Source organism: Amycolatopsis sp. WAC 04197 (assembly GCF_003947475.1).
In the GTDB taxonomy this organism is placed as follows: domain Bacteria; phylum Actinomycetota; class Actinomycetes; order Mycobacteriales; family Pseudonocardiaceae; genus Amycolatopsis; species Amycolatopsis japonica.
In genome coordinates this window covers 496,010-511,752 of sequence record NZ_QHJK01000003.1, presented here as the reverse complement: position 1 = coordinate 511,752, position 15,743 = coordinate 496,010, and the positions used below count along the sequence as shown (strand labels likewise).

The 15,743-nt window shown below is 69.8% G+C and carries 11 protein-coding genes; 8 read left to right on the top strand and 3 right to left on the bottom strand.

Going from position 1 to position 15,743, the window contains the following annotated elements; genetic code table 11:
* Positions 1 to 3 precede the first annotated feature (3 nt).
* The 8 genes from DMC64_RS15305 (at position 4) to DMC64_RS15270 (ending at position 10,243) form a co-directional block, all read left to right on the top strand.
* On the top strand, positions 4 to 1,230 hold the full coding sequence (locus tag DMC64_RS15305; RefSeq protein WP_125734059.1) for a cytochrome P450: 1,227 nt from the start codon (positions 4 to 6) through the stop codon (positions 1,228 to 1,230).
* A gap of 66 nt (positions 1,231 to 1,296) precedes the next feature.
* Complete coding sequence (locus tag DMC64_RS15300) at positions 1,297 to 1,743, top strand: hypothetical protein (RefSeq protein ID WP_037337796.1); 447 nt, start codon at positions 1,297 to 1,299, stop codon at positions 1,741 to 1,743.
* 85 nt (positions 1,744 to 1,828) lie between these two features.
* Complete coding sequence (locus DMC64_RS15295; RefSeq protein WP_199754984.1) at positions 1,829 to 3,085, top strand: amidohydrolase family protein; 1,257 nt, start codon at positions 1,829 to 1,831, stop codon at positions 3,083 to 3,085.
* A gap of 78 nt (positions 3,086 to 3,163) precedes the next feature.
* Positions 3,164 to 3,412: a phosphopantetheine-binding protein gene (locus tag DMC64_RS15290; protein WP_037339943.1), complete on the top strand. Its 249-nt coding sequence runs from the start codon at positions 3,164 to 3,166 to the stop codon at positions 3,410 to 3,412.
* Complete coding sequence (locus DMC64_RS15285; protein WP_037337801.1) at positions 3,409 to 4,968, top strand: amino acid adenylation domain-containing protein; 1,560 nt, start codon at positions 3,409 to 3,411, stop codon at positions 4,966 to 4,968. The genes DMC64_RS15290 and DMC64_RS15285 overlap by 4 nt, the downstream gene beginning before the upstream one ends.
* 16 nt (positions 4,969 to 4,984) lie before the next feature.
* On the top strand, positions 4,985 to 7,402 hold the full coding sequence (locus tag DMC64_RS15280) for a condensation domain-containing protein (RefSeq protein WP_125734058.1): 2,418 nt from the start codon (positions 4,985 to 4,987) through the stop codon (positions 7,400 to 7,402).
* A gap of 13 nt (positions 7,403 to 7,415) precedes the next feature.
* The gene (locus DMC64_RS15275) at positions 7,416 to 8,705 is read left to right on the top strand and encodes an MFS transporter (protein WP_199754983.1); all 1,290 of its coding nucleotides are present in this window, start codon (positions 7,416 to 7,418) and stop codon (positions 8,703 to 8,705) included.
* A complete protein-coding gene (locus DMC64_RS15270; protein ID WP_370324025.1) occupies positions 8,702 to 10,243 on the top strand; it encodes an amino acid adenylation domain-containing protein in 1,542 nt (513 codons plus the stop codon). The genes DMC64_RS15275 and DMC64_RS15270 overlap by 4 nt, the downstream gene beginning before the upstream one ends.
* Positions 10,244 to 10,727: 484 nt before the next feature.
* On the opposite strand, the gene DMC64_RS15265 is transcribed toward DMC64_RS15270, so the two are convergent.
* Genes DMC64_RS15265 through DMC64_RS15255 form a run of 3 tightly spaced genes read right to left on the bottom strand, consistent with a single transcriptional unit; the run spans position 10,728 to position 15,669 of the window.
* The gene (locus tag DMC64_RS15265) at positions 10,728 to 11,822 is read right to left on the bottom strand and encodes a hypothetical protein (protein WP_199754982.1); all 1,095 of its coding nucleotides are present in this window, start codon (positions 11,820 to 11,822) and stop codon (positions 10,728 to 10,730) included.
* Positions 11,819 to 12,529, bottom strand: coding sequence for a thioesterase II family protein (locus DMC64_RS15260; RefSeq protein ID WP_125734057.1), 711 nt, complete (start codon positions 12,527 to 12,529; stop codon positions 11,819 to 11,821). The genes DMC64_RS15265 and DMC64_RS15260 overlap by 4 nt, the downstream gene beginning before the upstream one ends.
* Positions 12,526 to 15,669, bottom strand: coding sequence for an amino acid adenylation domain-containing protein (locus DMC64_RS15255; RefSeq protein ID WP_125734056.1), 3,144 nt, complete (start codon positions 15,667 to 15,669; stop codon positions 12,526 to 12,528). Before DMC64_RS15255 ends, DMC64_RS15260 begins: the two co-directional genes overlap by 4 nt.
* Positions 15,670 to 15,743: the final 74 nt, after the last annotated feature.

Sequence of the window (15,743 nt, the reverse complement as noted above, 5' to 3'; positions counted from 1 at the left end):
TTGATGCAAAGCCGTCGAACGACGAACGTCGAAAGGCTCTCGGCCGACTTCGTCCAGGATTCCTACACGTTGTACGCGCGGTTGCGGGAAGCGGGCCCGCCCCGGCAAGTGATGATGCCGCACGGCATCAAGGTGTGGATGGTGACCCGCTACCACGACGCCCGCGCCTTGCTGGCGGACCCGCGGATCAGCAAGGACGGGCGGCGGGTCAACGAGTTGTTCGCCCGGCACGCCGAGTCGCCTGACAAGGCGCCCGCGTCGGTCGACGACGAACTCGCCGCGCATATGCTCAACAGCGATCCGCCGAATCACGTCAGATTGCGGAGACTGGTCGGCAAGGCCTTCACCGAACGCCGGGTGAAGCTCCTCCGGCCGCGGATCGAGGAGATCACCGGGGAACTGCTCGACAAGATGGCCGGATCGCGGGAAGCGGAACTGATCGAGGATCTCGCCGCCCCGCTGACCATCACCGTGCTCGCCGAACTGCTCGGCGTTCCACCCGAGAACCGGAAAGTGTTCCGTACTTGGACGAACACGCTCGTCGGCGCCAACCACACGCCGGAGGAAGTGGCCACGGCTTCGGCCGCGGTCGCCAAGTTCACCGAAGACCTGATCGACGCGAAGCTCGCCGACCCGGGCGAGGACATGTTCAGCGCGCTGGTCCAGGCGACCGAAGAAGGGGACAGGCTCAGCAAAGACGAACTGGTGGCGATGGTGTTCCTGCTCGTGGTGGCCGGGCACGACACCACGTTGAGCATGGTCGGCAACGGGGTGTACGCCCTGCTCCGCCATCCGGACCAGCTCGCCCGGTTGCGGGCGGATCCGTCGTTGCTGCCCGCCGCGGTCGAGGAACTGCTGCGCTACGAGGGTTCGGTCAGCCTGGCGACGTTCCGCTTCACCACCGACGACATCGCCCTGGACGGCGTGACCATTCCCGCCGGCGAGATCGTCGTGGTGGCGCTGGGGTCGGCGAACCGGGATACGGAGAAGTTCGCGAACGCCGACAGCCTGGACATCACCCGCGGGCTCGGCAGCCATCTCGCCTTCGGGCACGGCATCCACTATTGCGCCGGCGCGCCGCTGGGCCGATTGCAGGTGGAGATCGGCATCGGCAGGCTCCTGGAACGGTTTCCGGACCTGGCGCTGGCCGTGGAACCGGAACGGCTCCGCTGGAAGACCAGCACCATCATGCACGGCCTCGTCTCGCTACCGGTGTCCCTCCACGGCTAGACCGCGTCCACACGCCCCGCCGCGAAAGCCCAAGGCCTTCGCCGCGGGGCGTGCTACCGTTTCCGCATGGGCGATTTCGATTTCCTCGTAGGCTCGTGGAATGTCCACAACCGCCGCCTCGCCAAGCGATTGGCAGGCAGCGACGACTGGGTCGAATTCACCGCACCCGCGAAGTGTTGGAGCCTTTTCGAAGGAAAGGCGAATGTCGACGAGATCGTTTTCCCGGACGGCGTGCGGGGCCTGACCCTGCGCCTGTTCGACCCCGCGACCGAGAAGTGGTCGCTGAACTGGTCGAGCAGCGACACCGGGAGGCTCTTCCCGCCTGTCGTCGGCAGTTTCAGCGACGGCCGCGGGGTCTTCCACGGCGACGACAACGAGGGCGGCACCCCCGTGCGGGTCCGGTTCGTCTGGTCGGACATCACCGAGGATTCGGCCCGCTGGGAACAGGCCTTCTCGGTCGACGACGGCGAGACGTGGGAGCTCAACTGGATCATGGATTTCCGGCGGGCCTGACGATCATATTTCCGTGAGCGGCGATTCGCGGTGTGCAATCGTCGCCGCGTGACCGGAGCGGTCGCGGTCTGCTTCTCTGGCCCGCATGCAGCAACGCATCGAAGCCTCTCAACTGATTCCCGGACGCGGCGCACCGATCGTCGACGGTGTCGTGATCGTCGAGGGCGACAGGATCCGCTACGCCGGTCCGCGTGACGAGGCGCCGTCCACTCCCGGCGCCGACGTCACCCGCGGGCATACCGTGATGCCCGGAATGTGGGACTGTCACGGGCATTTCATGGGCCTGCGCAGCGCGGACCTGCACGATCTGATGCACGAGCCGATCGCGTTGCGGTCGGCGCGGTGCGTGTCGGACCTGCTGGCCTGCCTCGACTCGGGCTTCACCTCCATTCGCGAGGTCGGCGGTCTCGGCATCCATCTGGCCCGCGCGGTCGCCGAGGGCACCATCGAAGGACCGACGATCTACAGCGCGGGCACGGCGTTGTCGACCACCGGCGGGCACGGCGACGTGCACGGTTTCCCCGTCCCGTGGATCAACGACTTCGGGCATCTCGGCGGCGAACTGCGGCTCGCCGACGGCCCGGCCGAATGCGCGCGGGCCGCTCGCGAGCAGTTGCGCAACAACGCCAGGCTCATCAAGGTCTTCGCCTCCGGCGGCGTTCTGTCCGAAGTGGACCATCCGCATCACCAGCAGTTCACCGACGCCGAACTGGCGGCGATCGTCGAGGTGGCAGGCCAGGCCGAGCGGGTGGTCGCGGCGCACTGCCACGGCAAGCCGGGCATCATGGCCGCGTTGAAGGCGGGGGTGCGCACCATCGAGCACGGCACCTACCTGGACGAGGAGGCCGCCGCGGCGATGCGCGAGACCGGCGCGATCCTGGTGCCGACGCGCGCGATCATGCACCTGCTGCTCACCAGCGACCTGGTTCCGCCGTATGCCAAGCGAAAGCTGGAGGAGGTGGCCGGGCGGCATCTCGACGCGATCGCGCTCGCCCGAGAGGCGGGCGTCACCATCGCGCTGGGCACCGACCTCGCGATGACTGGCCCCGACCGGCCGACGCAGTGGGGGAAGGGCGGCATCGAGTTGTCTTTGATGGTCAAGGGCGGTGCCACCCCGCTGGAGGCGATCGAGATGGCCACGGCCGTCGCGCCCGACACGCTCGGCCCGCAGGCGCCGCGCTCGGGGCAGCTGCTGGCCGGCTACGACGCCGACGTGCTCCTGCTGGACGCGGATCCGGTACTGGACATCGGTGTCCTCGCCGATCCGGCGCACGTGACCGACGTCTGGAAAGCCGGCCGCCAGGTGAAAGGCGGCGAATCCGGGCAACAACAACGGCTTTAGAACCCGAGTACATCGAGAGAACAGCCGCGACGGCGATGGTCTCGGTGACGAAGCCCCGGCCCCATGGAGAAAATGCCCATGAGTGACACGATTGTCGATTTCGACGCGATCATCACGCGGTACGCGACCTTCACCTTCGACGACTCGACGCCCTTGCTCGACGCGGGGCTGGAATCACTGGCGTTGCTGCGTCTCGCGGTCGACGTGGCGGGCGACGACGACGCCGAGATCGACGCCACCCGGCTGGTCGATCTGCACACGGTCGCCGACTTGAAACGCTGGCTGGCCGATCTGGCCACCGCCGGCCAGGACGGGGGTGCGCGATGACGACACGCAGGCTCTTCGACTGGTTCGGCGACACGGTGGCGGGTTCCGGTTCCTCGACGGCGATCGAAGTCGCCGGGCTCACCTTGACCTATGACGAATTGCGGGCCGCCGTCGAGCGGATGGCGGTACGCCTGGTTTCGGCGGCGGGCAGGCGGCCGGACCGCGTCGGCCTGCTGACGTCACGCAGCCTCGCGAGTTACGTGGGTTACCTGGCGATCCAGCGGCTCGGCGCGGCCGTGGTGCCGCTCAACCAGGGCGCACCGGTCGCCAGGAACCTGGTCATCACCAAGGACGCCGGACTGGACGTGACGATCGTCGACGACACCTCGGCCAAGCAGTTGCCGGAGTACCCGCGGCAGTCGGGGATCCCGATCGTCGACCTGACCGGTGACCGGTGGCGTGCCCTGCTGGACGGTGGCGAGCCGCTGCCCGAGATCGGTTCCGGCGACGGCGACGTCGCGTACATCATCTACACCTCCGGCTCGACGGGGAGCCCCAAGGGCGTGCCGGTCACGCATGAATGCGTCTCCTCGTTGCTGGAAGACAACATCCAGCGGTTCGGTTTCGCCGACGACTGCCGGGTTTCGCAGACCTTCGAGCTCTTCTTCGACGGTTCGATCGTCGAGCTCTTCGCCACCTGGGGGACCGGGGCGACCCTGTGCGTTCCGCAGCACAGCGAGGTGTTCACGCCGGTGCGTTTCGTGAACGAGAAACGGCTCACGCACTGGCTTTCGGTGCCGTCGATCATCTCCTTCGCCCGCAGGCTGCGCGCACTCGCCCCGGGCAGCATGCCGAATCTCCGCCGCGGCATGTTCGGCGGCGAGCCGCTGAACCTCGAACAGGTCGAGGTGTGGCGCGCGGCCGCCCCCAACGCGAAGATCCACAACTGTTACGGGCCGACGGAACTGACGGTCATCTGCACCGGCTACGAAGTGCCCGCCGAGCGCGCGGACTGGCCGGTCACCTCGAACCGGTCCATGCCGATCGGCGAGATCTTCCCGCATCTGGACTACGTCCTGCTCGACGAAGACTTGCGGGAATGCTCGGACGGTGAGCTGTGCGTGCGCGGCCCACAGCGTTTCCCCGGCTACCTGGACTCCGGCGACAACGCCGGGCGATTCCTGTCCTTCGACGGCGAGCGGGGCGCGGTCTACGACGGCACCGAACCGCTGACCCCGGCGCACTGGTACCGCACCGGAGACCGGGTGCGCCGGGAAAGCGGCGAGCTGGTCCACCTCGGCCGCGTCGACGACCAGATCAAGGTGCGGGGCAACCGGGTCGAACTGGGCGAGATCGAATCGGCGCTGCGGCGGCATCCGTCGATCGCCGAAGTGGTCGTGGTGGCGCTCACCGCGGCCGACGGCGAGGTGGACCTGCACGCGGTCTACGCGGGTGACCCCGTGGACGAGAGCGAGTTCGTCCGGCTGCTCGACGAGCTCCCGGTCTACATGCGCCCGAGGGGCTACCACCAGCGCGACAGCATTCCGTTGGCCGCCAACGGAAAGGTCGACCGCAAGGGCCTGACCGAAGAGATCCTGCCGATCGTCCGCCGATAACCGGAAAGGAATTCCGTTGAACGCTCCCGTCGCGACGGACACCGGCATGTTCCCGGCCAGTGCCCTCATGGAGATGCTCTGGTGGATCCACCAGAGGGCCAAGAACAAGTCCGTCTACAACCAGACCTGGCCGCTGAAGGCCGACCGGCCGCTGGACTTCGACGCCTTGCGGGTCGCCTGGCAGGCCGTGGTGGACCGCTACGAGGCGATGCGCGCGAGCCTGCACCACCGTGACGGCGCGATCATGGTGTCCATTGTGGACCATGTCGAGGTCGAGCCGCAGCGGATCGAGATCGAAGACCCCGGTTCCGTGCCGGTGGAGCCCCTGCTCCGGTCGATCGCGGGGGAGATCCAGGAGCGTCCGCTCGCGCTGGACGTGGCCCCGGCGGCACGGCTGGTGGCGGTGACCGTCGGCGACCAGCACGAGCTGCTGGTCACCGTCCACCACGCCCTCGTCGACGGCTGGGGGATGCAGTTGCTGATGGACGACTTCGCCAAGGCCTACGCGGCCGCGGTGGCGGGCGAGGAGCCGGAATTCGGCGGCGAGCCTCAGGTGTCCTTCCGCGAACACATCCTGGCCTCGAACGCCGCCCGCACCGACGGTCGCTGGGACGCGAGCCTGAAGTACTGGCGCGAGAAGCTCGACGGCGCGGTGACCACGACCCTGGTCGCGGACCGGCACACCTACACCGGCACCGGCAACAAGGGCGGGATGGTGCGGTTCGTCTTCAGCAAGGAGGCCGTCGACGGCATCGGAACCTTGGCGAAGCGGTACTTCACCACGCCGTTCAGCGTGCTGTTCGCCGCGCTGCAGACGGTGCTCGCGCGGGGCGGCGCCGGCCCGGAGGTCTGCACGGGCCTGGTCAGCGCCAACCGGATGACACCCCAGGACCAGGCGCTGGTCGGGTATCTGGCCAACGTCCTGGTCACCAGGACCGTCGTCGAGGACGGCGATTCGTTCGGCACGGTGGTCGAGCGGGTCCGCGACGGTATGTGGGACAGCCTCGCGCACCAGACGGTGCCGTTTTCGTTGGTGTACGGCGCGCTCACCGAATCGGCGCAGGCGCGGCTGCGGGACGCGATCCCGATCCTGGTCACCTGGTACGGGTCGATCGGGGTCGGGCTGCGGCTCGGCGACGTCGAACTGACGCTGCAGCGCGCGCCGAACCGGGCCGCCCGCACCGATCTCGGGTTCGGGGTGTTCGACTTCGACGGCGAATACATCGTCGAGTCGGAGTACAACGTCGGCCGGTTCGACCATTCGACCGCGCGGCGGCTGTTCCAGGACATCGACCGGGTCCTCGCCGAGGGCGGCCTGGACCCGGAGCTGCCGGTGGGCACCATCGAGGTCGGGTCCAGGACGGCGCCCGCCTATCTGGAGCACACCATCACGACGGCGGATCTGGACACCACGGAGATGCCGGAATCCGCGTCGCTCGACCAGGTTCGCCACGTTTGGACCGAAGTGCTCGGCACTGCGCCGACCGGAGCCGACGAGGACTTCTTCGCCACCGGCGGCCGGTCGCTGAAGGTCGTCCAGTTCGCGTCGGCCCTCGAATCCGAAAGCGGAGTGACGCTGGACATCACCGGATGGCTCACCGAGCCGACCCCGCGCAAGGCGGCCGAGCAGCTCGACGGCGGCGCCGGCGTCGACGACGGGAGCACGCTGGTCGTCCTCCAGGACGGTGAAGGCCCGCATCTGCATCTGCTGCCCGGCGCGGGCGGCACCGTGCGGGACTACCGCGAGCTGGTGGCCGAACTGCCGTCGGACTGGCGGGTCACGGCGTCGCAGGAACGCGCTCCGCTGGACTCGATCCCGGCCATGGCCGCGAGATTCCGCGCCGATCTCGACGCCGAGGACCTGCGCCCCGATCTGCTCGGCGGCTGGTCGATGGGCGGGCAGATCGCGTTCGAGATGGCGGCCACCGGCCACGGGACCCCGCCACCGGTCGTGCTGCTTGACTCGACACCGCCGGTCCGGCACGACATTCCTCGCGAAGTGCGGGACGCGGTGGTGTACGAGGTCTTCAGCGAGAACATGGCCGCGACCTTCGGCGCGACCCTCGACGGCACGCCCGCCAAGACCACGCCGGGCGATCCCGAACTGGCGATGCGGGTACTGGCCGCCCGGCTGGCCACGGCGAGCGGCCAGCCGGTTTCGGTGGCGATGCTCCTCGAGCGCTGGACGACGTTCAACCGGCACACCGACGCGGTCGGTTCGTACGTCAGCGAACGCCCGCTCGAAGCGCCCGCGCTGCTCGTCCGGGCGGAGCTGGCCGACCACCAGGTGGATCAGTGGACTGGTCGGTTCTCCGCGCCACCACGACTGATCCAGGTCGAGGCCGACCACTACGGGATGCTCCGAGCCCCGGCGATCGCGGAGATCGCCCGCGCGATCGTGGGGCTCCGGACCACCACCACACCGTCAGCGTGATCTTGGAGGAGCTGTGTCCGAGCGACCCTCGACCGTGCCCGCCCCCGCGACCGGGACCGGGCCGTCGCCGCGGCGCAACGAGTGGCTGCTGATCTCGTTCACCGGCACGACCAACACCGCCGACGCGGTGATGCGGGTGGCGCTTCCGTTGCTGGCCACCACGGTGACCGACTCACCGGCGTCGATCGCCGCCGTGGCGATGATGCTGACCCTGCCGTGGCTGGTCACCGCGCTGCACATCGGCGTGCTGGTGGACCGCAAGAACCGGCGGTCGCTGATGGTGGGCGCCGAATTCGCCAGGATGGCCGCGATGGCGGTGATGCTGGCCGCGGTCGCGGTGGACGTCGTGAACCTGCCGCTGATCCTCGCCGTGGCACTGGTGCTGGGGGTCGCCGAGGTGGTCGCGCAGCTGTCCGCGATGTCGATCATCCCCTCGGTGACCCCGAAGAACCGATGGCAGGCGCTGAACGCGCGGCTCACCGCGACCGAGTACGTCACGTTCAGCTTCCTGGGCGCGCCGATCGGCGGATTCCTGGTGGCCGCCGGGTTCGCCGTCGCGCTGGGGACGAGCGGCGCGGTGTACCTGTTCGGCGCGTTGCTGCTGACGCTGCTGGTCGGCGACTTCGCGGTGAAGCAGCCGAAGGAGCGCCGTCCGGCCAGGGCGGAGATCCGCGAGGGCCTGGTCTTCCTGTGGCGGCACCGGTTGCTGCGGACGATGGCGGCGCTGATCACGGGTATGGCCGGCTGCTGGGCAGCCTGGTATGCGCTGATCCCGGCGTACGCGGTCGGCGGTCCGCTTGGTCTCACCCCGGCGCAGTACGGGTTCCTGCTCACCAGCCTCGGCGCCGGCGGTGTGCTCGGCACGGTGCTGGTCGGCCCGGTCAACCGGCTGATCGGCAGGCGCTGGGCGATGTTCGTCGACATCGTCGGCACGGTGCTGATGGTCGGGGTTCCCGCGGTGATCCCCGCCGGTCCGGCCGCTGTCTGGCCGGTCGGGGTCGCCGCGTTCCTCGCCGGCGTCGGCGGGACGATGTGGACGGTGAACTCGCGGGTGATCAGCCAATCGCTGGTACCCAACGAACTGCTGGGCCGGTTCGGCGCCGCGAGCAGACTGCTCTCCTGGGGAATGCTCCCGGTGTCCGCGGCCGTGGCGGGCGGTCTGGCCGAACTGTTCGGCTTCCAGATCGCGTTCGGCGTCTTCGCGGTGGTCTGCCTGCTGATGGTCTACCCGTTCCTGCGGGTGATCACCGCGGACGCGGTCGCCGAGGCCGACGCCCCCGCCGCGGAAGGCAGCGGGAAGTGATCGATCCACAAGGGACGATGTACGGCTGGTTCCTCGACACCGTGCGGAGATTCCCCGACGCGCCGGCGATCGAAGTCCAGGAGCACGCCCTGAGCTACCGCGAACTCCGGCTGCTCGCCGAAAGACTGGCGGCCGGGCTGGTGCGGGCGCTGGGCGGGCGTCCGCACGCGGTCGGCCTGCCCGCCACGCGCGGCCTGGCCACGTACGCCGGTTACCTCGCCGCGCTGCGGCTCGGCTCGATCGTCGTCCCGCTCAACCCGAAGTTCCCGCCTGAGCGCAACCGGGCCATGTGCGTGGCGGCCGGGGTCGACGTCGTGGTGGCCGATGACGTCGGCGCGGCGGAAGTGGCGGACGGCACCGGTGCCGTCGCGCTGCCTCTGCTCGGCGACTGGCCCGACCAGCTGCCCGAACCGTGGAGCGTGCCCTACGAGGGCGATCCCGACGCGGTGGCGTATTTGCTGTTCACCTCCGGGTCGACCGGGACACCCAAGGGCGTGCCGATCCGGCACCGGAACGTGGCAGGCTATCTGGCGCACTGCGTCGAGCGGTACGCGGTCGAGCCCGGCTGCCGGCTGTCCCAGACGTTCGACCTGACCTTCGATCCGTCGGTGTTCGACCTGTTCGTCTCGTGGAGTACCGGCGCGACCCTCGTGGTGCCCTCCGAAGCGGAAGTGCTCACCCCGGCCCGGTTCGTCACCGGCAAGCGGATCACCCACTGGTACTCGGTTCCGTCCGTGGTGTCGCTCGCCGGGCGGCTACGCGGGCTGCGTCCCGGGGCGATGCCCGATCTGCGCTGGAGCGTCTTCGCCGGCGAGCAGCTGACGATGGATCAAGCCAGGGCCTGGGCCGCGGCCGCGCCGAACAGCGTGGTGGAGAACGCGTACGGTCCCACCGAACTCACCGTCACGGTCACCGCGTACCGGCTGCCCGCCGATCCCGCGTCGTGGCCCGAGACGTCCAACGGCACCGTGCCGATCGGCCAGGTGCACGACGCGCTCGACGCGGTGCTGGTCACGGAAGACGGGCGCGCGGGCGAAGACGGCGAGCTGTGCGTCCGCGGCGGCCAGCGTTTCGACGGCTACCTCGACCCGGCGGACGACCAAGGCCGGTTCTTCCGCGGCGAAACGTCGTTCGCCGTGGCCGACGGCGCGCCGCGGGCGGGTGACTGGTACCGCACCGGCGACCGGGTCCGGCGGGAACACGGCGAACTCGTCCACATCGGACGGTTGGACGATCAGGTCAAGATCCGCGGCTACCGCATCGAACTCGGCGAGATCGAGGCCGTGCTGCGGACACATCCGGGCGTGCGCGACGCGGTGGTGCTCGCCGTGCCGTCGCGGGGTGGGGTGACCGTGCTGCACGCCTTGCACACCGGTGAGCCGGTCGATGCCGATGAGTTGATCGCTGCCGTCGCCCGGCGCCTTCCCGAGTACATGGTTCCGGCGTTCGTGCAGCACGTGGACACTTTTCCCGTCAACGCGAGTGGGAAGATCGACCGGCGGCGGTTGGCCGCCGAGGCGGGGGAGGCCGGTCGGTGACGGGGAGCGCTGCGGTCGCAGATCGCGCGTGAAGGGCCCTTTCCCTCGGCTCAGCCGAGGGAAAGGGCCCTTCACGCGCTCCGCAGGTGGGCGCGCCGATCCTGAGTGTCCACAAGAGACACTTCGCGTCGATCAGATGCCCGATTGATGCCGATATATCCGTTCTGTTTGGGGGTCGTGAGTGATAATGAGGGTTAGAACCACCAAAATCACTCACGACCACCGAACAAAGCTCCCATATCGGGCGCGCAGGGCGCCCTGTGTGTCCTTTGTGGACAGCGGAATGTTGCAAATAGCCCCTGCGGGCCAGTCTCACTAGGACTCCGAGGCCAACGAGAGAAGCTCATGTGGACGGTGCCGACCAGGAGCGCCGAAGGCTCCCATCACGACATCTAATGCGGTGAAGGGAGCCTTCAATCCAGCCAACGAGCACACCAGGTTCGCCTTGCTCATCAATAACCGTCCTAGCCACTCACGAGCACCCTCAACCAGCCAATCGCCGGGCGAAGGTCGCACACAGCGAGTCGACGTCCCGCAGCGCTTCCGCAGTCAGATCCTCATCGCCGAGCACCACCCCCAGCCGCGTCTCGGCCCGCTCGATGATCTCGACCAGCCCGAAGGAGTTGTAGTTCGGCAGCTCACGCAGGCCGATGGCGCCGCGGACGGTGGCGTCGTCGATCCGCAGCACCTCCTGGATCGCGGCGAGGACCGCCGCCCGTGCGGCGAGCCGGGCGGCGAGGGCGACGTCCTCGTGGAGCAGGCGGCCGAGGTCCGCCAGCACGGCCGCGGTCGGTGCGCCGTCAGGGGACCGACGGGCGGCCACGAAGCTTTTCGAGGCCAGCGTGAGCCAGGCTTGGACGTGCGCGTCGACCTCGGGGCTCGGCCGGTCGTGCCGGGCGAGCCAGGCGGCGTGCAGCAGCCGCGACCGGCCGAGCAACCAGATGTCGAGCACCAGATCTTCGCCGTGGTCTGCCGAAAGGTAGGCGTCGATCGCCGGGACGGCCTCGGCCATCGCCCGCGCGTTGGCGGTGAGCACGTCCGGCGGTTCAGCGACCGGCTCGGTGGTGAATCGCAGCGCGGTGGCCGAGGCCGGCAGGGCGTCCAGTTCGGCGGGGGAGAGCCGCCATACGCCGGGACGGCACGGACCCCACGGGGTCTCGTCGTGGTAGGCGTCGACGACGGTGTCCGATGTGGACAGAAGAAACGTGTGCTCGGTGTGACGGCGGCCGGCGTACGGCGTCCATGCCAGGTCATAGGCGTCGGCGATCACGTACAGCGGATCGGCCCTGTCGGCGAGCTCACGCAACCGGGCGCCGTCGACGCCCTCCCATCGGCCCGCGACCCGCAGGCCCAGTTGCTCCTGCGCGGCGGCCAGCCGATAGGAGACCGACGCGGCCACCCGCGGTCCCGCTTCGACGTCGAAGCGCAGCGGGGCGCCGAGGGCCAGATGCGTGCCCTCCCCGCCGTGCCGGTCGGCCAGCACGGCGAGGTTGGCTTGCACGCAGTCCAGCGCGTCCGCGCGGACGGTCTCCAGCAACGGCGACCAGACCCGGTCGTACGTCTCGGCCACGGCGGTCACGATTCCCTGCCGAGGAACACGTCGATCTCGTTGGTGAGCCGGTCCAGGTGCCGCGGCTCGAACACCTCGTAGTGCCCGGCCTCCAATTCCGCCGTCCGCAGGTCCGGCGCGAGTTCCTCCCACCGCCGCAGGGCGGCGGCCCGGCCCGAGATGCCATCGTCGGCGTCCGCGCACATCAGCAGCAGCGCCCGGCCCGGGTATTCGCGTTCGGTGGCGTACTCGGCGAGCGCGCGCACCTGCGCCCGGAACGCGCGCTCCACCCTGGCGACGGTCTGTTCGTCCGGCCGGGGCCCGAGACCCGCCAGGATGAGCTTCCTGATCCGTTCGTCCTCGTCGGACGAGGCGTGCCGGGGCAGCGGCGAACTGTCCACGATCACCAGATCGGGCCGCTGCCCCCGGTCGGCCAGGCGCACGCACAGCTCCCAGCCCACGGTGCCGCCCAGCGACCAGCCGAAGACGAGCGCGGGGGAGCGGCCGTCGAGCGCCGCCAACGCGGAGTCGGCCATCTCCGCGACGCTGTCCTCCGGCGTGTCCCCGGGTACCAGCCCGGCCGCCCGCACGGCGTAGACGCTGTAATGCTTGCCCAGGTGGGAAGCCAGCCGCAGATACGGGTTCAGGCCACCGCCCGCTCCGGGCAGCATCACGCACACCGGCCGGTCCTTGCGCCGCACCAGGGTGACCAGCCGTTCGCGTACCGGCGCACTCATTGCCGCACCAGCGTCGCCAGGGTCGCGACGGTCGGCGAGCGGAAGAACTCGACCAACTGCACGGCCACTCCGTACCGCTCCTGCACCTGACCCACGACGGTGAAGATGTTCAGCGAGTGCGCGCCGTACTCCAGTACGGGGCGGTCCCGCTCGACTTGGGGCACGCCGAGCACCTCGGCCCAGATCGCGGCCAGCTCCCGCTCCAGGTCGTCGGCGTACTCCGCGGCGGGAGCGGGCGACTCCGCGCGCCGCGCGCTCACCTGCTCGGCCAGCGCCACCAGCGCCGCCCGGTCGGTCTTGCCGCTGCGGGAGGTCGGCACCGATTCGATGTCGACGATGTCCGCGGGCGCCATGTACGACGGCAGCCGTTCGGCGAGCACGGTCCGCACCCGCTCGTGGTCCGGTGTCACGCCCGGTTCGGGCAGGAGGAACAGCAGCGGCCGCCGGTCGATCCCGTCGCCGCGCACCGCGGCCACCGCCTGCCGGACGTCCGGCAGGCCGGCCGCCACGGCCTCCAGTTCACCGAGTTCGACCCGGTAGCCGCGGATCTTCACCTGCGTGTCGTTCCGGCCGAGGAAGATCAGGGCGCCGTGTTCGTCCCGTACCACGTGATCGCCGGTGCGATAGACAGTCTCGCCCGGCGAGAACGTGCCGGGCTGGAACCGTTCGGCGGTGCGATCCGGGTCGTTGACGTAGCCCGCCGCGGGTGCGTGGCCGCCGAGCAGCAGCTCACCCGGCACGCCCGCCGGCGCGAGATGGCCGGTGCCGTCGACGACGTACGCCGTCACGTTCGGCAACGGGAGGCCGATCGGCACATGGCGTGCCCACGGCGGGTCGGCCGCGGTCAGCCGCCAGGTGGTCGCGGCGTTGGTCTCGGTCGGACCGTAGTGGTTGACCAGGGTGCACTGTGGATGGTCGTCGACGAACGCGCGGATCTCGTCGTCCGCCAGCAACTGCTCGCCGGACACGCACAGGAACCGCAACGCCGGGAGATGTTCCCTCCTGGCGCGCACGGACAACACGAACGGACGCAGCGCCGCGACGGGGAGATAGAGGTGGGTCACCTCGGTGTCGGCGACCCGGCGCACCAGTTCGGGGAAGTCACGCCGGTCGGCGGGTTCCCTGGACACCACGGTCCCGCCCGCCAGCAGCGTCGGCAGGATCTCCTGGAACGACACGTCGAAACCAGCGGGCGCGTACTGCAGGAACCGGCTGTCCGCGGTCATGTCCAGCGCGGAGATCTGCCAGGCGGCGAGGTTCAGCAGCGGCCGATGGCCCATGAGCACGCCCTTGGGCAGGCCGGTCGAGCCGGAAGTGAACATGACGTACACGGGGGCGTCGGCCGTCGCGGCGAGTTCGGTGTCCACATCGGACTCGAAGTCGGCGGCCGGTGCGACCTCGACCCCGTGCAACGTGACGCCGGAGCCGATCACGACCCGGCAGCGGGACTGCCGCACCATGTACGACATCCGGTCGGCGGGCAGACTCGGTTCGAGCGGCAGGTAAGTGGCGCCACGCCGCAGAATCGCCAGGATCGACGTGACGGTCTCGGTGAGCGAGTCCAGCCGCAGCCCGACGACGTCCCCCGGGCCGACTCCCCGGCTCGCCAGCCCCGAGGCGATGCGCTCGGCGGTCAGGGAAAGTTCGGCATAGGTGAGCGTGCGGCCGGGTTCGGTGACCGCGACCGCTTCCGGGGTCCGGCGCGCGGTCTTGGTGAACCATTCGTACAGCGTCGGGGCCGGTACGTGCGCCGGATACCCGTCGTGACGTCTGCTCGGCACGGCCGAGGCGTCGTCGAAGAGTTCGGCGAGGGTCACGGAGCCGTCGGTGACCGCGCGGGACAGGGCCGTGCGCAGCGATTTCAGCAGTCCATCGGCCACCGCGGGCGGGATCAACGCGCTGTCGTACTCGAGTTCGAGCAGCCATCGGCCGTCGACCAGGGTGGCACCCAGCCAGAGGTCGAACTTGGCCGTGCCGTTGCCCGGTTCGTACGCGCCGACCACCGCGCCGGTCCCGGTCGCCGGATCGAACGTGTCCTGCATGGCGAGCATGCAGGAGAACAGGGGGTTGCGGTCACTCGGCCGGTCCGGTTGCACCTGCGCCACCAGCTGGTTGAACGGAACGTCGACCGCGGCGCGGCAGTGGTCCACCGCCGCGCGGACGGTCTTGTCGAGATGCTCGTCGACGGTGCGGGTCCAGTCCACGTCGATGGTGACCGGCAACGTGTTGACGAAGAAACCGCACAGGTCGTACGACCCGATCGTCCGGCGCGCGGTGAACGGGCTGCCGATCAGCACCTGCGGTACCCCGCCGTGCCGCGCCAGCACCGTGCCGTACACCGCGGAAAGCAGCACGAACGGGCTGACCCCGAGACGTTTGCAAGTGGCCTGGAACCGCTCGGATTCCGCCGCGCCGAGCGTCCAGGAGATCCGCTGCCCGGCGAATTCGGTCTGATGCGGACGGTCGGGGCGCGGGTACAGCACGAGGGGCGGGACTTCACGCAGGCTTTCCGCCCACGCGGTGACCTGGTCGGCCGTGCGTGTCGAGCCCGCCGCCCGGTTCTGGGCCTTGAGTTCCTTGCCCAGCGCGGCTTCCCGGCTCACCCGCAACGTGGCGACGTCGATCGGGCCGGCGAGGGCGCGGTCGAGGTCGCGCACGATCGGGCCCATGGACACCCCGTCGCCGACGAGATGGTGCCCGCAGATCAGGATCGCCGCGGCGCTGTCGTCGTCCGCGCGCACGAAGCCGAACCGGTGCACCGGCCCGGTCTCCAGATCGAACGGCGCCCGGCCGATGTCGCGGCCGAGCGCGGCGAGGGTCGCGGCGTACTCGGCGGGCGGCACGGAGACCGACTCCAGGGGCAGCTCGTCGGCGGTGGGCGGGGGACGCAGCACGGCGTGCATCTCCGGATGCAGCCGGAAGACCTGGCGCAACGCCGGTTGGACGGTGACCAGGGCGACCAGCGCCCGGGTCACCGTCTCGGCAAGAGGGGCGACGCATTTGGCCGGATCGAGATCGAATTGGATGACCTGGTTGTAGATCTGCTTCGTCGGCACCAAGCTGTCCACCACCAGCAGTCCCTTCTGGGACTCGGTGAGCGGCAGGGTCGCCGTGTCGGCCAGCTGGAGTTCTGCTGTCATGCCGAGAGAGTCGCCGGATCCGATGTACCGGCGATGTTCCGGGGATGCAGCCGTGCTGTGCCGCGACACGCCAC

What these genes read in the sequence shown, in the direction of transcription:
- DMC64_RS15260 (WP_125734057.1), bottom strand. Translation starts at nt 12,529, where the DNA reads ATGAGTGCGCCGGTACGCGAACGGCTGGTCACCCTGGTGCGGCGCAAG.
- DMC64_RS15300 (WP_037337796.1), top strand. Translation starts at nt 1,297, where the DNA reads ATGGGCGATTTCGATTTCCTCGTAGGCTCGTGGAATGTCCACAACCGC.
- DMC64_RS15285 (WP_037337801.1), top strand. Translation starts at nt 3,409, where the DNA reads ATGACGACACGCAGGCTCTTCGACTGGTTCGGCGACACGGTGGCGGGT.
- DMC64_RS15290 (WP_037339943.1), top strand. Translation starts at nt 3,164, where the DNA reads ATGAGTGACACGATTGTCGATTTCGACGCGATCATCACGCGGTACGCG.
- DMC64_RS15305 (WP_125734059.1), top strand. Translation starts at nt 4, where the DNA reads ATGCAAAGCCGTCGAACGACGAACGTCGAAAGGCTCTCGGCCGACTTC.
- DMC64_RS15295 (WP_199754984.1), top strand. Translation starts at nt 1,829, where the DNA reads ATGCAGCAACGCATCGAAGCCTCTCAACTGATTCCCGGACGCGGCGCA.
- DMC64_RS15255 (WP_125734056.1), bottom strand. Translation starts at nt 15,669, where the DNA reads ATGACAGCAGAACTCCAGCTGGCCGACACGGCGACCCTGCCGCTCACC.